This is a genomic window from Paenibacillus glycinis (assembly GCF_009909185.1).
In the GTDB taxonomy this organism is placed as follows: Bacteria; Bacillota; Bacilli; order Paenibacillales; family Paenibacillaceae; genus Paenibacillus_Z; species Paenibacillus_Z glycinis.
This window is the reverse complement of record NZ_JAAAMV010000009.1, coordinates 98,555-117,908: the sequence shown is the minus strand read 5'-3', so window position 1 is coordinate 117,908 and position 19,354 is coordinate 98,555. Positions and strand designations below refer to the sequence as shown.

The 19,354-nt window shown below is 58.5% G+C and carries 22 protein-coding genes; 5 read left to right on the top strand and 17 right to left on the bottom strand.

What is annotated here, in order from left to right; translation table 11 throughout:
- Positions 1 to 20: 20 nt before the first annotated feature.
- Entirely contained in the window at positions 21 to 857 is an 837-nt protein-coding gene (locus GT019_RS13165) for a hypothetical protein (RefSeq protein WP_161743637.1), read from the bottom strand.
- A gap of 138 nt (positions 858 to 995) precedes the next feature.
- Positions 996 to 1,895, bottom strand: a complete 900-nt coding sequence (locus GT019_RS13160; RefSeq protein WP_161743636.1) for a LysR family transcriptional regulator — start codon at positions 1,893 to 1,895, stop codon at positions 996 to 998.
- A gap of 200 nt (positions 1,896 to 2,095) precedes the next feature.
- Between GT019_RS13160 and GT019_RS13155 the strand changes: the two genes are divergently transcribed.
- The 3 genes from GT019_RS13155 to GT019_RS13145 all read left to right on the top strand — a co-directional run bounded on the left by GT019_RS13155 (position 2,096) and on the right by GT019_RS13145 (position 3,616).
- On the top strand, positions 2,096 to 2,755 hold the full coding sequence (locus GT019_RS13155; RefSeq protein WP_161743635.1) for a type 1 glutamine amidotransferase domain-containing protein: 660 nt from the start codon (positions 2,096 to 2,098) through the stop codon (positions 2,753 to 2,755).
- Between the two features lie 81 nt (positions 2,756 to 2,836).
- The gene (locus tag GT019_RS13150; protein ID WP_328803958.1) at positions 2,837 to 3,130 is read left to right on the top strand and encodes a putative quinol monooxygenase; all 294 of its coding nucleotides are present in this window, start codon (positions 2,837 to 2,839) and stop codon (positions 3,128 to 3,130) included.
- An 18-nt stretch (positions 3,131 to 3,148) separates the two neighbouring features.
- Positions 3,149 to 3,616 carry a DinB family protein gene (locus GT019_RS13145; protein ID WP_161743633.1) on the top strand — a complete coding sequence of 156 codons (468 nt, stop codon included), beginning with the start codon at positions 3,149 to 3,151 and terminating at the stop codon, positions 3,614 to 3,616.
- Between the two features lie 145 nt (positions 3,617 to 3,761).
- On the opposite strand, the gene GT019_RS13140 is transcribed toward GT019_RS13145, so the two are convergent.
- The 8 genes from GT019_RS13140 to GT019_RS13105 form a co-directional block, all read right to left on the bottom strand.
- Entirely contained in the window at positions 3,762 to 4,760 is a 999-nt protein-coding gene (locus GT019_RS13140; protein WP_161743632.1) for a ribose-phosphate diphosphokinase, read from the bottom strand.
- A 283-nt stretch (positions 4,761 to 5,043) separates the two neighbouring features.
- Positions 5,044 to 5,313, bottom strand: coding sequence for a hypothetical protein (locus tag GT019_RS13135; RefSeq protein ID WP_161743631.1), 270 nt, complete (start codon positions 5,311 to 5,313; stop codon positions 5,044 to 5,046).
- Between the two features lie 171 nt (positions 5,314 to 5,484).
- On the bottom strand, positions 5,485 to 5,640 hold the full coding sequence (locus GT019_RS13130) for a hypothetical protein (protein ID WP_161743630.1): 156 nt from the start codon (positions 5,638 to 5,640) through the stop codon (positions 5,485 to 5,487).
- Positions 5,637 to 5,828 carry an AAC(3) family N-acetyltransferase gene (locus tag GT019_RS13125; protein WP_161743629.1) on the bottom strand — a complete coding sequence of 64 codons (192 nt, stop codon included), beginning with the start codon at positions 5,826 to 5,828 and terminating at the stop codon, positions 5,637 to 5,639. Before GT019_RS13125 ends, GT019_RS13130 begins: the two co-directional genes overlap by 4 nt.
- Before the next feature lie 161 nt (positions 5,829 to 5,989).
- On the bottom strand, positions 5,990 to 6,289 hold the full coding sequence (locus GT019_RS13120; protein ID WP_161743628.1) for a hypothetical protein: 300 nt from the start codon (positions 6,287 to 6,289) through the stop codon (positions 5,990 to 5,992).
- Positions 6,290 to 6,291: 2 nt separating this feature from the next.
- Positions 6,292 to 7,329 carry a GH39 family glycosyl hydrolase gene (locus GT019_RS13115; protein ID WP_328803964.1) on the bottom strand — a complete coding sequence of 346 codons (1,038 nt, stop codon included), beginning with the start codon at positions 7,327 to 7,329 and terminating at the stop codon, positions 6,292 to 6,294.
- Positions 7,330 to 7,608: 279 nt separating this feature from the next.
- The gene (gene coaW, locus GT019_RS13110) at positions 7,609 to 8,412 is read right to left on the bottom strand and encodes a type II pantothenate kinase (RefSeq protein WP_161743626.1); all 804 of its coding nucleotides are present in this window, start codon (positions 8,410 to 8,412) and stop codon (positions 7,609 to 7,611) included.
- 214 nt (positions 8,413 to 8,626) lie between these two features.
- Positions 8,627 to 8,863, bottom strand: a complete 237-nt coding sequence (locus tag GT019_RS13105) for a hypothetical protein (protein ID WP_161743625.1) — start codon at positions 8,861 to 8,863, stop codon at positions 8,627 to 8,629.
- A gap of 77 nt (positions 8,864 to 8,940) precedes the next feature.
- Here GT019_RS13105 and GT019_RS13100 point away from each other — a divergent pair, with 77 nt between their 5' ends.
- Positions 8,941 to 9,795, top strand: a complete 855-nt coding sequence (locus GT019_RS13100; protein ID WP_161743624.1) for a helix-turn-helix transcriptional regulator — start codon at positions 8,941 to 8,943, stop codon at positions 9,793 to 9,795.
- Here GT019_RS13100 and GT019_RS13095 read toward each other — a convergent pair.
- From GT019_RS13095 to GT019_RS13070, 6 genes are all read right to left on the bottom strand, one after another.
- The gene (locus GT019_RS13095) at positions 9,792 to 10,529 is read right to left on the bottom strand and encodes a class I SAM-dependent methyltransferase (RefSeq protein WP_161743623.1); all 738 of its coding nucleotides are present in this window, start codon (positions 10,527 to 10,529) and stop codon (positions 9,792 to 9,794) included. The genes GT019_RS13100 and GT019_RS13095 overlap by 4 nt on opposite strands.
- A 297-nt stretch (positions 10,530 to 10,826) precedes the next feature.
- Positions 10,827 to 12,170: an esterase/lipase family protein gene (locus GT019_RS13090; protein WP_161743622.1), complete on the bottom strand. Its 1,344-nt coding sequence runs from the start codon at positions 12,168 to 12,170 to the stop codon at positions 10,827 to 10,829.
- 73 nt (positions 12,171 to 12,243) lie between these two features.
- A complete protein-coding gene (locus GT019_RS13085) occupies positions 12,244 to 13,173 on the bottom strand; it encodes a GH25 family lysozyme (RefSeq protein WP_161743621.1) in 930 nt (309 codons plus the stop codon).
- Positions 13,174 to 13,283: 110 nt separating this feature from the next.
- Positions 13,284 to 14,849, bottom strand: a complete 1,566-nt coding sequence (locus tag GT019_RS13080) for a carbohydrate-binding protein (RefSeq protein WP_161743620.1) — start codon at positions 14,847 to 14,849, stop codon at positions 13,284 to 13,286.
- Between the two features lie 38 nt (positions 14,850 to 14,887).
- The gene (locus tag GT019_RS13075; protein ID WP_328803957.1) at positions 14,888 to 15,931 is read right to left on the bottom strand and encodes a glycoside hydrolase family 19 protein; all 1,044 of its coding nucleotides are present in this window, start codon (positions 15,929 to 15,931) and stop codon (positions 14,888 to 14,890) included.
- Between the two features lie 693 nt (positions 15,932 to 16,624).
- Positions 16,625 to 17,086, bottom strand: coding sequence for a phage tail protein (locus GT019_RS13070; RefSeq protein ID WP_161743619.1), 462 nt, complete (start codon positions 17,084 to 17,086; stop codon positions 16,625 to 16,627).
- A gap of 287 nt (positions 17,087 to 17,373) precedes the next feature.
- Here GT019_RS13070 and GT019_RS32675 point away from each other — a divergent pair, with 287 nt between their 5' ends.
- Complete coding sequence (locus tag GT019_RS32675; RefSeq protein ID WP_407945081.1) at positions 17,374 to 18,042, top strand: histone H1-like repetitive region-containing protein; 669 nt, start codon at positions 17,374 to 17,376, stop codon at positions 18,040 to 18,042.
- Between the two features lie 426 nt (positions 18,043 to 18,468).
- Here GT019_RS32675 and GT019_RS13060 read toward each other — a convergent pair whose 3' ends face one another.
- Positions 18,469 to 19,326, bottom strand: coding sequence for a hypothetical protein (locus GT019_RS13060; protein ID WP_161743617.1), 858 nt, complete (start codon positions 19,324 to 19,326; stop codon positions 18,469 to 18,471).
- Positions 19,327 to 19,354 lie beyond the last annotated feature (28 nt).

Sequence of the window (19,354 nt, the reverse complement as noted above, 5' to 3'; positions counted from 1 at the left end):
GCGGTGCCGGCCGTGTTTCCTTAACCGTTGGACACGTAGTTGGGACGCACGTAGGCTTTTTTGAAGCCGGCGCGAACGTAATTGCAGTAGGATTTGTTCAGCTCCTCTTGTCCTTCGGGCGGTTGTCCGGTTTCCGCGGTGAACCCGACGACGCCTGCGGCGATGCCATCGGTCAGTCGTCGTTTGATCAACGCATTTTGGGCGCCTCTGCCGCGATAATCGGACAATGTCGCATCTACGCCAAGCCAAGCCCAGCCATGATCGATGAACATCGCGCCGCATGCCACGGGAGTAGGACCCTCGTAGGCCACGTACACGTTCCATTTCGGCCGTCCGACCAACGCGGACAGCCATGCGCCGATCGGCAAGGGCAATCCGAATCCCGCTTGCGCGACATGCCCAAAGTCCGCGGCATGATGCGGCTCCAGCCGTATTACCTCGAGCGCGGTCGGGATGGGATGCTCCTCCGTTGGCACAGCATCGCGGTAATGCTTGGCCCAACCGTTGCCGGCGCGCTTCAGGCCTCTTGCTTCGATCCACGTCCAAACCGCCTCCGGAAGCGCGGTCGGCGCCACTTGCAGCGCGTAGGAAGGCGAAGCATGCTCGTTCAACCAGGCTATGGCTTGCTCCAGCTCCGCTTCGCTGGCGGGCTCGTCGATCCCGATGCCGAGCACGCGATTGAATTCCGCGATCGGCGTGCCGTGATCGGCAAGCGCGATGCTCGTTCCCAGGCGCGCAGACGAAAGCTTCGAATTTTGAATATAGTCATCCGGCGCGGCGGCGTACATATCGAACCAAGCCTCGCGTTCTACCTTTTCGATCGCAAGACGGACATGAGTATCAAGTACAGCATTCATGGGGTCTCTCTCCGTTCCGTTTCTAGTTGCCGGATCATAACCCGCACATGCTTAGTCTAAGTTGCCGCGGAGCAGACAACAAATCACGAAATACGAGAGGAGTTATAAATTTATTTATCGATGAGCATGATTCTCGCTTCAGATCGGCGATTCGCTCGGGGCCGTAATCGGTTCAGCTAAATCGATTAGGCGCAGCAGCCGTTTGCTGACGGTTTCGTCGCGCGTGATGATCGAGATCTGACGGATCGCGCCGAAATCCGATATGGGAATGGCCGCGGTCGTGTCCTTCTTCTGGGTGATGAAGATTTCGGGCAGGATCGATATGCCCAAATTGGCATGGATAAACCCTAATATGCTCTGTCCCAGCTCGATCTCCAAGGCGATATTCAGCTCTTCGCCCCTGGCGCCGAACTCCTCTTGAACGAGCTTCCGGATGTCGCAGCCCTCGGGCAGCATCACGAAGGTCTCGTTCTTGATCTCGTCGAACGACACCTCTGCTTTATGCCCGAATGCGGGGTGGTCGACGTGAGCGAACAGATAGAACTTCTCCGTGAATACGGGGGTCGAATGAAAGGCATGCTTCACGCCGCTATCGTCGAACAAGGCGGCATCGATCGTGCCGTCTTCCATATTGGTCAGCAGGTCGAAAAAACAGCTGAAGACGCGCACCTTGATCTCCAGTTTGGCCATTGCGTGCTGATTGACCGCCATCCGGCCGGGGAGAAAGATCGTCGCGATGCTGGGCCAAGAGCCGATCGTCAGGTCGGCTTTTCCCTCGTCCTGGCTAAACGCGATTTCCCTCCGCATGGCGTTCACTTCGTTCAGGATGTTCTTGCTTTTATCCAGCAAGATTTGACCGGCCGGCGTCAGCGTCACGCCGATGGACGACCGCATCAATAACTGGGCGCCCAGCTCGAGCTCCAGGTTGCGAATCTGCTTGCTTAGCGCAGGCTGACTGATATGCAGGGCTTCGCTCGCTTTCGTCAAGCTCTTCGTTTCCGCGGTTTGCCGAAAGGCCTCCAACCAATCTATCCTCATCTTCATCCCTCATTACTTTTGGTTATTCCCCACCTAACATAGCGGAAGTACAACCCGCCGTCGCGGCGTGTTACAGTATGCCTACAGCAAATTACGGTACGCCGCGACATGCTGCGTTGCGCGGATTGCGCGGATGCAACGAGCTCTCTTTGGCGATATCGGGCTGTTCACGTAAATTTTCCGTCCAGGAGGGACTTACAGTGACAAAGCGTATTTTAATGGTCGTGACGACAGCCGACAAAATGAATGCCGATGAACGAACCGGCTTATGGTTGTCCGAATTCGGAGAGGCCTACATCGCTTTCCGCAAGCAAGGTTACGAAGTTACGGTCGCAAGCCCGTTAGGCGGGCAAGCGCCGATCGATCATAGAAGCTTGGAAGGCGCGTCTCAAGAAATGCTGGACACCGCCGATTATCTGACGGACACGATTCCGCTGGATGCCGTGGACGACATCCATGCGTATGCCGCCATCTTCCTTCCCGGCGGGCATGGCACCATGTTCGACATGCCCGACAACGCGCTGCTGCAATCGATGATCCGCACGCTGTACGAAGCCGGCAAAACGGTCGCTGCCGTATGCCACGGGCCGGCTGCCCTCGTCGGCGTGAAATTGTCCGACGGTCGCCCGTTGGTCGCCGGCAAAACGATCGCCGCGTTCACGGACGAGGAAGAGCGGGAAACGACGTTGGACAGATTCATGCCGTTCCTGCTTGAAACGCGGCTTCGCGAATTGGGCGCCAATCTCGCAACGGCGCCGAACTGGGCGGATAACGTCCAAGTCGACGGAAATCTCGTTACGGGCCAAAATCCGCAATCCACGGAAAGCGCGGCCCGGGAAGTCATTCGCCAATTAACGTAATTGTCCTTAGATTTCCCTTGAATGTTCGGCCTATTCATATCGCATGACGGATGAAATTGCTAGATGGAAGGAATTTTTACCGTGGAACCTATAACGATCGTTGCCGTCCTGAAAGGCCGCGCGGGTAACGCGAAGCCGGTTCGGGACGAGTTGCTCAAGGTCGCGGCGGCTTCGCGCGCCGAAGACGGCTGTCTCGATTATGCGGTGCACGAAAGCCATGCCTGCCCGGAGCAGTTCGTACTATACGAAACGTGGAAGAACGAGTCGGCCCTTGCGGAGCATCTCGCGTCGCGCCATTACCTGGCATACCGCAAAGCCGTCGAAAAATGGATCGACAGCCGGGAAGTATTCCGACTGAACACGCTCTCGAAATAAAACCAGGAGGCCAAAACAATGACAACCGAACTCGCAAGCGCACAAAAAGTGATGAAACGTTGGAAGATGCACCGCAATGCATTGCTCGAACTGGTCGCGGTCTTGCCCGAATCGGGCGGATCGTGGCGTCCTTGGGACGGCGCGATGACGACCGTCGAGCTGGTGCATCACCTGGCCATGACGCCGGACTTCTTTTTTTCCGCCATCGAAGAACGCGATATGATCGTCCCACCGGTTCCGTCGACGCTGGCGGAAGCTCGCGAGCTTCTGAATCGGCTGACCGAGGAACATGAACGGAAGCTTGCCTCCTATACGGAAGCCGATTTGCGCCTTGAAGCGACCATTCCGGCATTTCGCGTCACGGAACCGATCGAGGAAGTTCTGCACCGCCTGATCGGGCACGAGGCGCATCACAAAGGCCAATTGTTCGTCTATGTCCGCATGCTTGGCGCGGTTCCTCCGTTCTATACCGATTTAACGGTATAATCAAGGCGGATATCCGGTTTCGCCGTCAAGCGCAGAAACGCGAAGAGCTGGCCCCGTCAACGGGGCCAGCTCTTTTTTCGTATGATGTTCAACGCGCTGGGCTAGGTCATTCGCTTGTCAGCGGCGTTGCGCCGTTTCGCCGCGGTCATGGTTCCGAGAATAACGAAGCCGTCGAGCTTGCGATTACTTTGTTCGGCACCCGTTCGAACAATGGGCTAACCGACGCCTGGTTATGAATTTGGCTGATGGCCTCGCCGAATAACGGCGCCACGGAGACGAGCTTGATTTTCGGCGAATGAATCAGGTGGGGATTCTCCACGGAGTCCGTTCCGATCACCATTTCGATCGCGCTGGCTTCGATTCTTCGCACGGCCGCTTCATTTATCAACAGATGCGACAGACAGGCGATGATGCGCGTTGCTCCCCGCTCGATCAAGCACTTCGACAATTCCACGATCGATCCGGCCGTGAGCGAGAAGTCGTCGATGATGACCGCGGTTTTCCCTCGTACGTCCCCGATGATCTCCAAGATTTCCGCCCGTTCGTTGTGGTGCTTCCTGGTTTTATCTCCGATGGCGATCGACGTGCCCAGGTAATCCGCGTATTTCCTCGCTTGCTTGGCAAATCCGGCATCCGGCGAGACGACGACGATATCGGATAGATTCATCTGCAGGATGGCCTCGGACAGTACGGGCAAGGCAAAGAGATGATCCACGGGCTTTTTGAAAAAGCCTTGAATTTGATGGCTGTGCAAATCCATCGTCACGACGCGATCGGCTCCGGCAAGCTCGATGGCTTCGGCGCACACTCGCGCGCGGATGGACACGCGGGGCTCGTCCTTTTTGTCGCCCTTGGCATAGCTGAAGTACGGCATGATCACGGTCACCGAGTTGGCGCTCGCCCGCTTGAAGGCATCGACCCAGAAGAGTATCTCGACGAAGTCATCGTTGGGGTTCATGCCGATCGATTGGACGAGGTAAATATCCTTGCCGCGGACGGTTTCGTTAATCCGTACGAAGGTATTTCCTTCCGAGAAGGTCATCGCCTCCGATTGCCCCAATTCAATGTCCAGATAGTCGCAAATTTTGTTTGCGAACGATTTCCCGGAGCTTCCCGCAAAGACTTTAATCTCGGCATTTTTCATCGATGCACCGTCCTTATGAATAGCTTCGACGCGAATACCAGCGTCCGTCGATTCCGCTTCAAGCAAGCGGGATCCCCTCGACTCGCGAAAGTCGGCGCTTCCATCCCTTTCGAATCCATTTTATCACAAATGTTCGCCTGATACGGAAACATCGGGGAAACGGCGCGTTGGCGCGAACGCGCCGGCGTCAATATCCCGTACTTACCCGGGTTGCGGCGCATAGACACAGCAAACTCCGGAATCGGATCCGGAGCTTGTGTGCATGCTCGCGACAGGGGGACGTTCAATCGCCCCGTTCCGGCGGAACGTCGGCGACGGGCGCCATCATGCCGTCGGGCATTCCCATCATGCTCGCGCTTTCCGACGGGTTATTGCCGTCGTTCAGCTGCACTTGCGTGCCGAACGCGGGAGCGGCGTAAGGCATATGGGTCCGGCCGCGGGCGAGAATTTGGCGGTAATTGCCGGATTCGCCCTCGTAGCCGTCGTGATCCCACGCCACGAACGAACGCGCGTTGCAATAATGAAGCAGCCGTTGACGAACGGAATCCCCCACATCAGCTGCTGCCCGCGCGGAAACGCGCCTCTCAGCGCGTAGGCACTCTCGGAGAGCACGCCTTGCGGCAACGCAAAGGCACGATAATTATTAATCTCATTTAAATTTAATGGCATAAATCGATTGGATGCGGCCAGTTCCATTCATTCTCCTTGTCGGCTGCCTGCCTGCTCAAGCGAGCGGTTCGTTCGTCGAAAACAGCGCCGGATCGGCTTGCAGCATCCGGCTCAGCAGCTTGTTCGTCGTCGCCGCGTTCGTCACCCGCGTGTCCGCGTAACCGAAATGACCCGTGTGCATGATGCCTTCGCGGATGAACAGATCGTTCACCTTCCAGAAGTATGCGCAAGCATTGCGAGCAGACCGTCCCGCATATACGCCGACAGCGCGTCCAACACCGCGTCCGGCCCGCCTTCCACAGGCCCGATCGCCTTGTACGAGGAATGGACGAACAACATGCCGCGGGGATTGATTCGCATGCTCTCCAGATCGCGGAGAAGGGATTCCTTGGTATGCATGGGCAGCGCTCCTTCGATGAGAGTTTAATAGCTGCTCGCGTCATGCTGCCGGCCGCGAGGTATTGTCGCGTTCGGCGCATGAATGCGCGAGGCGCTTGGAAGCTGGAGACTGAACGAGCTGCTTCGGTTGCGATGCATGCGGCCTTACGCGCGCTTAAGCTTCAAGAACACGACCGTATGCTTCGGAACGAACAGCGCCAGCGCGCGAACGGGCGCCAGCTCATACGGGCCGCCAGTTGACCCGCGCGTCCGCGTTCGATCCGGTATTCTTCCGCCACCCAGCGCTCGCCCACGGGAAGCCCGCGAAACGTAATTTCGCAAAAACCGGACGGGCCGCGGTAATTGCTGATCATCGCCGCCGCGCCTGGTTCCGCGGGTTCGCCGGCTTCCGCGCCGGGTTCCCCGGGGTCGCCGGCTTCCGCGCCGGCTAAAGACCCGTAATCCCGGGACGAGTCCTGCATCTTCACGGCAACCTTAACGCCGCCAGCTTCGCCGCTTCCCCGAACGTTCCGTTTACGCCCGCGCATACGTAGACGCCGTCTTCGCTGCACGTCGCTTCCGCCCGCCGCGCATAATGGCGCAGCTCGTTGAACTGCCTGAACGCGTAATACGTCTTCGTCGGCACGCCGTAATAATCGAACAGCCCGCACCACATCGCGGATGGCTGGCCGTCGTAATAATTCGCCTCGTCCACGGGGCAGTCCTGAAGCACGGCCAGCACGGCGGCTGCGTACGACGCGCCTTGTTCGCCTTTCGCGCGCTCGAACAAATCCCGCCGATAATACTCGCTCCCGGGCAGAAACAGCGTCTCCCACCGCGCGTCGAAGAAATTCCACTCGTTGAAGCGGCTCTCCGTCTCCGCGAATCCATGCCGGTCCAGCCCTTCCCGCACGTATCGGCTGAGCTCGAGGACGAGATCGGGATCGTCGTTGTACGAATGCCACGAAAAGAAATCGTGCGGAAGCCGCTCCTCCGCGCACATCCCGAGAAACCGCTCGAAGAAATGCGGCATCGCCTTCACCTGCGCGGCGGCATAGCCACCGATTCGAAGCGTCGGGTCGAAGGCTTTGATGATCGGGGCCGCGACCCGGTAGAGGTCGTAATACTGTTCCTCCGTCCCGTTCCACATCAGACCGCCGCCGCCCTCCGGCTCCTTCCAGATTTCCCAGTACCGGATGCCGTAATGGAAGCCGTCCGCCCAGCCGCGATTGTAATGGCGAATGATGCCGATGCAAATGCGCGCCCACTTGGCGTAATCCTCCGGCGGGTAGACGTAGTATTTCGTCGGCGTATGCTCAATGCTCTCCCCTAGCCGCCAAAGGATCCGGGTGCCGGTGTCCGCAACCATGCAAATGTAATAGTCCGATTTGGCAAAATCATAGCTGGCAGATCGCGAACTTGCCGACGAGGCGTAGGCGGTTCGGAGGCGAACGTAGAGTTGAGATTGGGGAGTTTGGGGAGTTAGCGAGTGAGGCGAGTTAGGCGTATCAAGGTGCTTGATGTGCTTGCGGAGCTCGGAGAGTTTGAGAACTTAGGCGAGTTTGATAAATCGAGTGAACGAGGTAAGTTTGGGTTTGGCTGAATTGAAAGCGTCCGAGGCGATGATACGGAAGATTAAACGCGGTAAGTCGGGGAGCCAAGGAAATCGAACAGACAGGACACGCGGGCACAGGCACGACCGCTCGCCCGACCCGGTCGCGGGAACCGATCTACGAGTCCTGACGCCGATTCCCCTTCCGGCTCTATGCAGCCTTCAGATCTACCCCCGCCGCGCGCTTCCTCACTTCGCGCTCAGCGCAGCTCCGATCGCCCCGAAAAACTCCCCGTTATCCGGAAATATCGGCGTCCCGCCGCGCAGAACGGTATAGGCACGCACGACGTCCTTCAACGGCTCGTTGCGGAAGAACGACGACCCGATGTAGACGATCGACGACAGGCCGCTTTGACCGGCTGCCAGGACGCTGGTCGTCGCGACCGTTTCCCCGACGAGGCCGATCACCGAAGCGACCAGATCCGCTTTCGGGATATCGTCCATGTCATCGCGCAGGAACAGCTTCGCGAAATTGCTCGCCGTTAAGTCTCCGGGAATCGGAGGCTCCGCGCCGGCGTAAATGTCGCTGACCTTCAAGTCGACCCCGCCGCGCGTCCCCGACTGCGCCAACTTGACGATCTCCTCGAAGTCCGTCAATCCCGTCAATAACCGGGACAGTCCCATCAACGTTCCGCCGCCGACGCCGGTCCCGCCGATTCTCGCGTGTCCGCCGGGCTGCACGCGGTGAATCGAGGTGCCGGTCCCGACGTTCGTCAGCACGTAAGCAGGCGAATCCTTGCCGAGCAAATATTCCGCGCCTGCCATCGTCGCCGCGAATTCCGGGATATCCGCGACCGCCTCGTCCGTCATTGCCTTCAACTGCGCGCTTTTGCCGCCGGTCACGCATACGCGCGCATCCCGCCGTCCGCCGAGCCACGCCGAAATCGCGCTCAGCTCCCGCACCGGCGCTTTGCGGAGCTCGAGCCCGCCTTCCGGTCCCATGCAGGCGATCTTGATCAAGGTGCCGCCCGCATCGATTCCGATCTTATCCATTCCCGTTCGCCACGCTTTCTGTCGCTTCGCTATTTTCAGGTCGAAACCTCTGCATTCCAACTTTCGAACCGTCATCCTGTTCATCATATATGCCCCGCTTGAACGGCGTCAAACCCGGGCACGCGATGATCATGGCCGATTCTCCGCTCCATTCGGCGCGACACCCAAAAAACCGCGAAAGTCTGCGACCTCCGCGGCACCGATGTTTAACCCCTTACATTCGTTTCTTCCACGCCTTCTCGCGTTCGCCGATCAACGGAAATTCCGCGATGCGCAGGCGCGCGCCGCCATACGGCACGAGCGTCAACGGCACGGTATCCTGCCCCTCGCTCTTCGGATAGAGCGGCGGCGTGCCGGCGCTGTTGTCCTCCATCTTCCATTCGCGGACGAGCTTGCCGGAGACGCGAAGCTTTACCGGAGCATGCTCGGCATCGAACGGCTGGTAGGGCACGTCGGACTCGCTCGCTTCGTACGCGCTGTCCGCCAGCAGGCCGTATTTCCACTGCGAGCCCGGGTAGATCCCGCGAAATGTTCCGATTCACTTCCCCGCCCATGCCGCACTACATCACGTCCGGCCAGGATGTCTATCCTGCGGGCGAACGGCATGCCGACCGTTCCGGCATCGGCGTGTTCGACCTGCTCGTGACGACCCGCGGCTGTCTGTACCTCGAGGAGGACGGACGCGAGCTGAACGTTCCCGCCGGCGGCTTCACGATCTTAAGGCCGGACCGGTCCCATCGGACGGCGAAGCCGTGCGAAGAGGAGACGCATTTCCACTGGCTGCATTTCCAAACGCTCGGCAGCTGGAGCGAGGTAACGGAACGGGAGCCCTATGCGGGTCCGGCTCTCTCCATGCCGTATATGCAGATCGAGACGTTCGTCTTTCACGTACCGCGATCGGGCGAACTGCCCGCGAAGGAAACGACGTACGAGCGGCTCGAAGAGCTGCTGCGGCTGAAGGCGGCCGCGGATACCGGAGCCCGCTTCAAGCAGCAGGGAATCTTTCAGCAGCTGCTGTATCGGCTCCAGGAGGAAGGCGGCACGGCCGCCAAGGATGCGCAGCTGGCGCTTGCGGACGAAGCCGCCGCTTTCCTTCGCCGCAATTATCGGGAGCCGATCAGCTATAAGGAGTTGTCGGAGCAGCTGCATTTTCATCCTAATTACATCGCGCTATGCATGAAGAAGGCGTTCGGCTGCACGCCGCTCGACTACCTGACCCGCTACCGGATCGAGCAGGAGAAGCAGCTGCTGATTCATACCGGGGAGCCGTTCGGCGCGATCGCCGAGGCGACGGGCTTCGTGACGTTCTCGTATTTCGTGCGGTGCTTCGGCAAGCATACGGGGACGCGGCCGAAAGCGTTTCGTCAGCGGTTCCGGACTTAGTTATCAGGCCCGCGCAACGCGATAAAAACGAATTCCATCCCCGGGCGGTCCGGAGCATCGCGAATGGCTTCGACAGCGAAGTTCGCGGCGGACAAAGAATCCAGGATCTCGGACCGGCCGCGAAACCGAAGCGTCGAATCCGAAGTCAGCACCGCCCCGTCGCCATGAAAAACGAAGGTATGCCGGAACGCGACCAGCGGCAGCCGCACGTCAAGGAGATCGGTCCACGACTCTACCCTTCCGATATCGGGAACGTCGACGATCTGATAGGTTTGCTCGCGATTCCAGTTCTTCCATGCTTCCATCGCGGGATCCCGGACCTCGAATACGAGCCGCCCGCCCGGCCGAAGCGCCTCGCGGCATGCACGCAGCGTCGATCGCCACTCATCGTCGGCAACAAAAACCTGCGCGACGTTGCCGGTCATCGCGATGAGGTCCGCTTGCAGGTCGGCGTGCATGGCCATTGTTCCATGCATCCAACGAACCCGATTCGCATGCGGTTTCCTTCTTGCGACGTCGAGCGAGGCAAGCGCAGGGTCAATCCCGACGACGTCCTTGCCGAGACCCGCGAGCCGGCAGGCAAGATTGCCGGTTCCGCAGCCCAAATCGATCACGGCCTGCGCGCCGAACTCCTCCGTCATTGCGACATAGGGGTCCAGATCCGGACGTTCGGGCGAATCAAACCAATCGTACACGTCCGCAAGCCGCGGTTCTTCAAAGATTTTATCGGCCATAACGATACCTCCTCCAGCTACAACCAGATCTAAAAAGCCATTTTGCCTACATCCATGCGACAACCGCAACTAACGGCTATACGACTAGCGATTGGGCTTTCTCCGCAAGACGATCGCCCTATTGCCGCTCCTATCAAATCCCAACCTCATGTTACCATAATTTAGGATGAATTAGGCATACCTCTACGCCGAGCGACAGCTAAATAACTCGGCCCCGCACGCGAAAAGCCCGCTTCGGACGCGAAGCGGGCTTTCTGCCGGTTGCATGCGGCGTCTTGCAGGCACGGCGCGGCTATGCTAGTCAATAAACCGGCAAACGTAGTTGATTCCCGTCAACGGGAGCGGTTCCCGGTTGAGCCGCAGCTCGATCAGCGTCGTCGTGAACGGGTAGAAGAATTTGACTTCGCCCTCTCGAAGCAAGCTGCTCAGGTCGAGCTTGGCATGCCACGTTCCTTTGTCGCCGTATACGTTCGCATCCGCCGTCGGCACGTCGGTGAATCCGTGATACGTGACGAGCGACGACCCGGAGGACGCGATCACGGTCAACGACAGGCTCTCCAGGGACGCGGGATCCAGCTCGTCCAAGTTCACGTGGAAGTTCCGCAGGCTGGAATCCCCGCTATACGTGTGCACGTCGACGTCGAAGCTCTCAAGCTCCTCGTGCAGGCCGTCGTCTCGCTTGCCTTCCAGCTGGATGTAATAGTCCCGGATCGGATCCCCCCGTTCGTCCGTGGCCCGGATCAGAAACTGCTGCCATTTGGTAAGCTCGGTGACGATGTCTCTCGTGCGCTCCGCGGCGTCCTGCAACCAATTCTGGTGCGCCTGCGCGTCTTCCACGCCCAAAGCGGCATGCACCATATCGACTAACGCTTCGGATGGCTGCGCAATAATCGAACCGTGGTCCGCGCCTTGGATCGGGAACATCGGAATGTCGATGTTGCTCCAATTCGAAAACGAGATGCGGTTATCGACCTTATCGTTCGTCAGATCGACCCTGATCTTGCGGACGTTCAGCCCGCAGCCCGCCCTTCTCACCGTGCCGTCCGTGCCGGGATCGTTGATCAGCTTCCGGATGCCGCCGTACCCCTCGGTCCCGCAGAAAATATACACGTACGGCGTATCGCCGTGAGAGCCGTAATAAGGCAGCTCGCCGAACAGATCCTTCTCGGCAAGGTCCCACGTAAACCGGCTCCCCAGCTCCAGCGCGTCCAGGACGCGGTCTCCGGCTTCGAGAAAATCGGGTCCGAGCTCTTTTCGCCCTTTGAATACGCCGCCGAACCAGCTCCGGCCCTTGTGCGCCAGCGGCGACCCGAACGTTGCCGGCGCCAAGCCGATCAGATGCTTCAGCCGGTCCCGCCGCTTCGAATAGACGGCGAGCCAGGATCGGAGGACCAGCATCCCGGTCGAATGCACGATCGCGTCGAACTCCTCGTCGTCCTTCAGGCCGATTCGTTCCCGGAGCGCGCGGTCGAACCCTTCGGCGATATCCGGTATGGTCACCTCGTTGGTCAGCGTCTCATAGGAACAGACGTGAATGTTCCCGCGATCGCAGCCGCGCTCGGCTAACTTGTCGACCCACGCGCGAAAGGACTCTCCTTTATCGGAATAGCCATGTATCAAAACAATCGGCCGCTGTGTCATCGGTACCTCCATCGATTCGTTATTGCCCCTCATTCATGTCCCGAGCACTCGGGGCTTCGTGCAGGAGGAATCGCTAACGATAGAAATAGACCTTTTCGGTTTGACCGTCGAACGACGCTTGGCCGCCCAGCAGTTCGGCTGCCGCCCGGACACCGATATAGGCGCTGCCGCCGATCAGCTTGAACGCGGTGACCGATTTTCCGGCCACGTACGGCTTTGCCTCCGACGCGTTCCATTCCACGGGCACGCCAAGCGCCTCGGCCAGTTCGCGCACCGGCAGATAGGCATGCCCGTCGATCAGCCGCCCGCGAGCCGCGAGCTTATCGTTGACGACGATCTTGACGGAGTCCTCGTCCGTCGAGCCGGAATCGGCCGGCGTGCCGGCAAAATTGTCGAAGAACGCCTTCTCCATCGCGTTAACGTCGACATTGCCGACGATGCCGGCGACTGTTCCCTCGCTCGTGTACTGGAACACGGCCCATTCCGACCAGGTGTCGTTGGCCATCGGCCGGTCCGTATCGTAGTGCGCAATCCACAGCGGCCATTTTCCGAGGGGCTGTCGCAGATTCGACTTCGCGAAGCTCGCGCCCGTATAGAGCATCGCCGGACGGCCCGTAAGCTTCTCGACCGTTTCCAGCCATTCGACGCACCAGGCCGTCAACTGCTCGCCCGGAACTGTCGCCGCCTCTCCTTCGACATCCAACACATGCGGGAAATCGGCCGCGCATCCCGATATCGCATTCGCGAAGTTGGCCGCCTCCTTGCCGGCATCGTTCAGCTCCGGATGGGCGTAATGGTAGAAACCGACCTTCAATCCTGCCGACGAAGCGCCTTGGGCATTCGAGGAGAACTGCTTGTCATGGCCCGATCCGCCTTCCGTCGCCTTGACGAAGACGCCGGCGACCCCATCCGTTTTCACTTTCGCCCAATCGATCTTACCGCGGTCGTTCTGATGGTGCGACACGTCGATGACCTTTAGATTCGTTGCTGACTTGGCTTGCATTGGCTTCGGCCCCTTTGCATGAATTTGCAGTCGCGTTTCCTGCCGTGTTTCCGTAATAAAAACGCGAAAGGGCCATTGGTTATCGGCCCTTTCGCGCTGTTCTTCGCGCGTTACTGGAGCGCCAACTCGAAATGATCGAAGGCCGCCCAGTTATTCGCATTGGCGTCATGCCAAATTCCAACCTCGATCTGCCCATTGGTGACTTGGATGTTGTTTATCGTGTATTGCGTGTAATTCGTAACCGGGCTTGTCCCGATATTCGCCGACAGTTCGGCGCCGCCGTAATCCTTCGCATACAGCTTCAGCGCAATCTGCCCCCCGCCGGAACGCGCCCATACGCTGGCCTTGTAGAGACCGTTAGGCACGTTAACCTTCTGCGCCGTGATTTGCTGGTATCCGGTCGATGCCCAATGCGTCAGCTTGTAGCTTCCCGAATAGGGTTGATCTTTATCGACTTTGTGCGCGAGCGCATGGTTGTGCCACTCGAACCACCCGCTCAAATCTCCCGTTTCGAAGTCCGGGTTCGTCAACAGGTTCTGGACTTGCGGTCTGGCGAAGCTTAGCCAGTTGAGATTGAATCCCGCTCCGCTTGCGTGGACGCGCAAGGTGGACTGGCCCGCGCTTAGGCTCGCCGTCGCCGAGATCGTCTGCCAGTTCTGCCAGCCTCCCGTGTTCGGCACGGAGGTAGTCGCGAGCACGGCGGAGCCGGATTTCAGTTGAATCTGGCCGGTCGTTCCCTGGCTTGCGACCCGGTACTGCACCGTATAGACCCCAGCCGCAGGGACGTTCACCTTGTACTCCATCCAATCGCCCGCGTCGATCCAGCCGACGTTTTGTCCGCCGCCCGCATCGGTCGTCGTTTCCAGCTGCACGCCGTTCATCGCGCTGAATTTCTCCGCTTCTATTTTGGCCGGAAGCGTCACGCTCTCCGGCGTGCCGGCGCTTCCGTCGCGCGCATACGCGCGGACGTAATCGATCGTCATCGTCTGCGGGAACGACGTGGAGCCGTCCGGGTCGCCGTCGAAGTTGCCGCCGACAGCCAGGTTCAGCAGGAAGTGAAAGCGTTGATTGAACGGCGCCGGGCTTGGGCCTCCCGAACTGTACCACTCCGATGCTTGCCTTGTCTGATACAGATTGCCGTCGACATACCACCTGATCTCGTTCGGTTCCCATTCCACGGCGTAGACATGGTAGCCCTCGTCAGGCAGGGTATAGCTCGAACCGATATACTTCCACGGATTCCCGAAATGAATGGTGCCCATGACCTTGAGCGGATCCGAGCCGCGCTGTTCCATGATGTCGATCTCGCCGCTGATCGGCCAGGCGCCGTATTTCCAATCGGTGGGAAGCATCCAGATTGCCGGCCACATGCCCTTTCCGCGGGGAAGCTTGGCGCGCGCCTCGAATTTCCCGTACGTCCAGTCGCCTTTGTTCGTCGATACCAAGCGGGCGGAACTGTACGGCATGCCGTTGCTGTTTTCTCGAATCGCTTTGATGACCAGGTGTCCCGTGCCGTCCAGATAGGCGTTCTTCGTGCTGTCGGTGTAATTCTGCTTCTCGTTGTTCCCCCAACCGCTTCCGCCGATGTCGTAGCCCCATTTGCCAGGGTCGGGAGGCGAACCGTTCGCCCCGTCGAATTCGTCGCTCCATACCAGGCGCCAATTGTCACCGCTCATCGTGTAGTCTCCTTTTCAAGTTCGAATGTCGGATCGGTTTAGCAAGAAAGATTGTTGCCCGGGTTCACGCCTAGGATCCCGGTAATCCGTTTATACTGCTCCACCCGGCTTTGAACCGGCCCGCCGCCGCCGCGGTTGCATTCCAATGCGCCGTTGATCGTTCGGATCGTTTCGCCGAATCCCCTGGATTGGACCATCGCGTCATGACCGGTCACCGATCCTGCGCCGGTCTGCGTGTTCCAGAACCAGAGCGCCGTCTTCCAAGCCACGGATGCGTCCTGCGCGACCAGATCCGGGTTGCTCAGGAGCGGCAGACCCAGCGCTTCGCCAGCCGCGCCGTAGTTGAAGTTCCAGCTGATCTGCAGCGGACCCCGGCCGTAATATTGCTTACCCGGCGCTACTTGATAATGGCTGTTATAGTCGGCATAGTGCCCGTAATTCGCGGTGTTCTGCTCGACGATGTAGTACAATCCGCCGGTTTCGTGATAGACGTTGGCGAGGAATGCGGCAGCCTCTTGTTTCCTGACCGTCGCGTCGCCCGTATTCGCGAATCCCGGATAAGCGCCTGCGGCCGCGACCAATCCCGAGTAGGTGTAGAACGGATTGCGCCCGGGGAAGATCTGGTTGAACTGTTGTTCGGTCACGAGAAATCCGCCCGGCTGCGTCGATTGCGGCGGCTGCGGCGCGGATTCCGCGCCCGACAGGACGAACTCTTCCCAGCCCGACGGAGCCGTGCGATTCGCGTACAGGACCGACCCCACGTTCATGTCCGCGCAGACGTACAGATTATTGGCCAGCGCTTGCAGCGCGATTTTACCGTTGCCGCGATCTATTTTCTTGAATTTCTCCCACGCTTGGATGGACGTCGCTCTTGCGATCAGCTTCGTGCCTTGATTCAGATCGGCTGTCACGTACTTGTTGTTGGCCGCGGATAGAAAGGATACGGTACCGTCCGAATTCGCGATGACAGTGAAGGTTTCCCATCCCGCGGCAACCGTCCGGTTGGCGACGAGCGGACTCGCCCCTTGATCCTCCGCGGATACGTAATGATTGCTAAATGCTGATTTCAGCGTAGATGACACGATAAAAACCTCCTAGTAATAGTTTGAGTAACAAGAAATGATTATGAATACTATTATTTTTTTTAGCAATAAGGCTATTTACCCAAGTGTTAATTCTAAAAAAATACATTATTTATTATTAACATTTAGTAAATATTAGATTTATTTTCAGAATCGGTGCCAGCGCTTTACATCACGATGACGAACGCGAGCGCGATCAAGGCCGGTACGCCTGTGTTTATCGAACGATGTTACGGTTTCGACCGTTGATCTTCGCCGATTCGTTCATACGCGCAAGTCCCGAACCTCAAGCCCGGGTTTGAAAATGTTGCTCGGGCCGGCATGCGACGTAAGCTAAGCGATTAGCGTCTGTTCGCTCATGGGGGAGATCTTACCATGAAAACAAGGCATGCAAGGTATATAGATTGGTTATATCCTCCAAATGTAACGCTTCGCGGATCCTACTTTCGCTACGCGTTCCCTATCGTGTGTAAGCGCATAACGCCGCGTCCCTCCGGGCATGCAAAACAAAAAAGCCGCGCATGGCGCGGCTTCGGCAGGGACTGCTTTCTAGTTCTTCGGGACGATCCGTTCCCGGCGCCATCGAACAACCGGCAAATCGCGGCATTCGGGCGCGGCAGCAGTGCCTCGGCATACAAAAAAGCCGCGACATGCGCGGCTGCGACGAGATCCTATGCGCGTTTCGGCGGTTGTTCAATACTCGCCTTTGATGACGAAGAAAGAGCCTCGGATCGTGCCGGCCAGCTTGGACTTCTGCCTGGCGAACTTAAACTTTCCTTCCAGCTCCTCCGGTACCTCCATCCCCTCGGAAAGCTTGAAGCCGACGGCCCGCTTCTTGGGGTCGTCCACCGTGTACATGACGTTGATGCTGAGACCGTCCTCGTAAAAGACGTAAGCGAATTTGATATTTTCGACTTGAAAGCGCGACGTTTCGAGCGGCTTGGCGGCGAACGCGATATCGCGTTCTTTCAAGACCCGGTTCACGTAATCCAGCGTCTCCGCGCTTTCGCTGGCGGGCACGACCGTAAATTCATGCTCGTATTTGTTCATAAAATACCGGGCTTCGTTCGCGCGCAAACCGGCAAGCGCTTCCGCTGCCGGCGAAGACTCCAGGCCGACCGTGGATACGTTTTTAAAATCGACGGTATAGGACATTTCCATCTCTCCTCTAATCACGCATTGTTTCGTCAATAAAAAGACACCATTTGGTGTCTTGATTGTAGGACACTTTATGAAGTCCTGTCAACACAAACGCTTGTCCGGATTTAACTCCCTCCTATCGTTTGAACCTCGCTGTCTCGTATGGTTTGTCCATAACAATAGTCAATCTACCGGATTGTTTAGCTTCACATGCAGCCTCTCAATCGATAGCCGTTCGCTTCAGCCAACCTCGCCGGACCTCCGATTGAGATACGCTGCATCCTCGGGGGCCCGGCAAAGTCATGCTAAATCATCGCTGCCGTTGCTCTTTACGAAAAGCCGCCGACGGGGAGAGCTGCTCCATGGATCCCCCTGCTTGGAAAGCCTCCGCTGGGAAATCCGCCACCTGGAAAGCCTCCGCCTGGGAATCCCCCTCCCGGAAAGCCTCCGCCCATGAATCCACCTCCCGGAAAGCCTCCGCCAGGGAACCCGCCTCCGGAAAATCCGCCTCCCATGAAGCTCCCGCCAGGGAATCCTCCGCTCGGGAATCCGCCGCCGGGAAATCCGCTGCCCATGAAGCCCCCGCCTGGAAATCCTCCGCTAGGGAACCCGCCTCCGGGAAATCCTCCGCCCGGAAAGCCACCGCCCGGGAATGCTCCACCAGGGAACCCGCCTCCCGGAAAGCCTCCTCCGGGAAAGCCACCGCCAGGGAACCCGCCTCCAGGAAAGCCTCCACCCGGAAATCCTCCCCCCATGAAGCCCCCGCCCGGGAACCCCCCTCCCGGAAACCCCCCGCCTGGGAATCCTCCTCCCGGAAAACCGCCGCCCAGGCCACCGGCTTTAAGGCCTCCGCCGCCCAACATGCTGCCCAGCAAGCCGCCTTTGGGATATCCGCCTCCCAACAGACTGCCGAATATGCCGCCTTTGGGGTATCCCCCGCCCAGCATGCTGCCGATGGAGCCTCCGCCTAACATGCTGCCAAGGGAACCGCCGCCGCCCAACATGCTGCCTAACGCGCCGCCTAACATGCCGCCTGGCAAACCGCCGCCAAGGAGGCCGCGCTGCGGCCGAACGTAAGCTTGCGGATGCAAATACGCCAACGCCATCTGCCGTCCCCTCCGATTTCTGGATGTCTTTGCGATAATCTATGCCCGCCTCCAATATAGCGACACTCGCCCACCGAATAAAACGGTTTTTTCGGTCCCTGCTCTAAGATTGCAGTGAATTTCGTCCGATTGCGCATGCACGTCGCCAACAAAAAAACCACCGCCCAACGGCGATGGTCTAGACATGGTTACCTCAAAGCTTGTCCCCACGGGGATGCTAAGGGCTTCCTGCTATCAGCCCTATAGACAAGGCCTCCCGGCGATGATTATTTCGCTTCGGCGTACCTTTGCTCACGCAGCCTTCTCTTGTACAGGTACGGCGCGTCTGTTTCGATACTGGCGATAAGCCGCCGAGATGGACATCAACACGCCAGTCGTGACGAAGACGCCGATTGGGAATCCCCATGTCCCCCATGCCGGCACGATAAGCGGCATCAACGAGACGCCGAACGCGACCGGAACGGGAGCTTTGAGCCACTTGCACAGCAGCAGGGTAATCAACACGTTTATGACACCTACCCAAATGATGGAACCCGGCAGCACGTGCAGCACGCCGACGGCTGCTATCGCCGTTATCGTCAACACCGCCAAGCGGGATGGAATGACTTTCCACGGGAATTTGTCGGCATGGAATACCTCGAATATAAGGGCAAATACGGGCGGAACCACGATCACGTCAAGGTTGGTTACGGCAGCCAGTCCGATCCAAAGGCCCAAAACGACGGTGATGATCACCGTATCCGTCTTCTTGCGAAAATGTCCGGCAGGCGCATCGACCGATTTCCTCATCATAAATCCCGCCAACATGACCGCGAACGTAAAAACAGCCGTTGCGATCGCGAAGACATAATCGTGCAAATTCAAAAAGATCGGCAGCAACGCGGCGGGAATCGTCGGTCCGAAATTGATTCGAAAGACATGCATCAGAATGACGATGACCACGAGGCCGATCCATAATTTCACGACGGGCGTTACGTCCAAATTATTCATCGCCGTGCCGATGAAGGCGGCCAATGTCGGCGAAAGCCATAAATGAACGGGTTTCCTGATCCAATGCGGAACCGGAAATACAAGCACCCCCACCGCCATGCCGGCGATTTCCGGGAAGAGAATATCCCGTTGTCCGAGCACGACGGTACCGACCAGCATAACGATAACCAACCCATAAGCGGATAAA

What these genes read in the sequence shown, in the direction of transcription:
- GT019_RS13165 (WP_161743637.1), bottom strand. Translation starts at nt 857, where the DNA reads ATGAATGCTGTACTTGATACTCATGTCCGTCTTGCGATCGAAAAGGTA.
- GT019_RS13160 (WP_161743636.1), bottom strand. Translation starts at nt 1,895, where the DNA reads ATGAGGATAGATTGGTTGGAGGCCTTTCGGCAAACCGCGGAAACGAAG.
- GT019_RS13145 (WP_161743633.1), top strand. Translation starts at nt 3,149, where the DNA reads ATGACAACCGAACTCGCAAGCGCACAAAAAGTGATGAAACGTTGGAAG.
- GT019_RS13140 (WP_161743632.1), bottom strand. Translation starts at nt 4,760, where the DNA reads ATGAAAAATGCCGAGATTAAAGTCTTTGCGGGAAGCTCCGGGAAATCG.
- GT019_RS13125 (WP_161743629.1), bottom strand. Translation starts at nt 5,828, where the DNA reads ATGCATACCAAGGAATCCCTTCTCCGCGATCTGGAGAGCATGCGAATC.
- GT019_RS13120 (WP_161743628.1), bottom strand. Translation starts at nt 6,289, where the DNA reads ATGCAGGACTCGTCCCGGGATTACGGGTCTTTAGCCGGCGCGGAAGCC.
- coaW (WP_161743626.1), bottom strand. Translation starts at nt 8,412, where the DNA reads ATGGATAAGATCGGAATCGATGCGGGCGGCACCTTGATCAAGATCGCC.
- GT019_RS13100 (WP_161743624.1), top strand. Translation starts at nt 8,941, where the DNA reads ATGTTCCGATTCACTTCCCCGCCCATGCCGCACTACATCACGTCCGGC.
- GT019_RS13095 (WP_161743623.1), bottom strand. Translation starts at nt 10,529, where the DNA reads ATGGCCGATAAAATCTTTGAAGAACCGCGGCTTGCGGACGTGTACGAT.
- GT019_RS13090 (WP_161743622.1), bottom strand. Translation starts at nt 12,170, where the DNA reads ATGACACAGCGGCCGATTGTTTTGATACATGGCTATTCCGATAAAGGA.
- GT019_RS13085 (WP_161743621.1), bottom strand. Translation starts at nt 13,173, where the DNA reads ATGCAAGCCAAGTCAGCAACGAATCTAAAGGTCATCGACGTGTCGCAC.
- GT019_RS13080 (WP_161743620.1), bottom strand. Translation starts at nt 14,849, where the DNA reads ATGAGCGGTGACAATTGGCGCCTGGTATGGAGCGACGAATTCGACGGG.
- GT019_RS13070 (WP_161743619.1), bottom strand. Translation starts at nt 17,086, where the DNA reads ATGTCCTATACCGTCGATTTTAAAAACGTATCCACGGTCGGCCTGGAG.
- GT019_RS32675 (WP_407945081.1), top strand. Translation starts at nt 17,374, where the DNA reads ATGCTAAATCATCGCTGCCGTTGCTCTTTACGAAAAGCCGCCGACGGG.
- GT019_RS13060 (WP_161743617.1), bottom strand. Translation starts at nt 19,326, where the DNA reads ATGCTGGTCGGTACCGTCGTGCTCGGACAACGGGATATTCTCTTCCCG.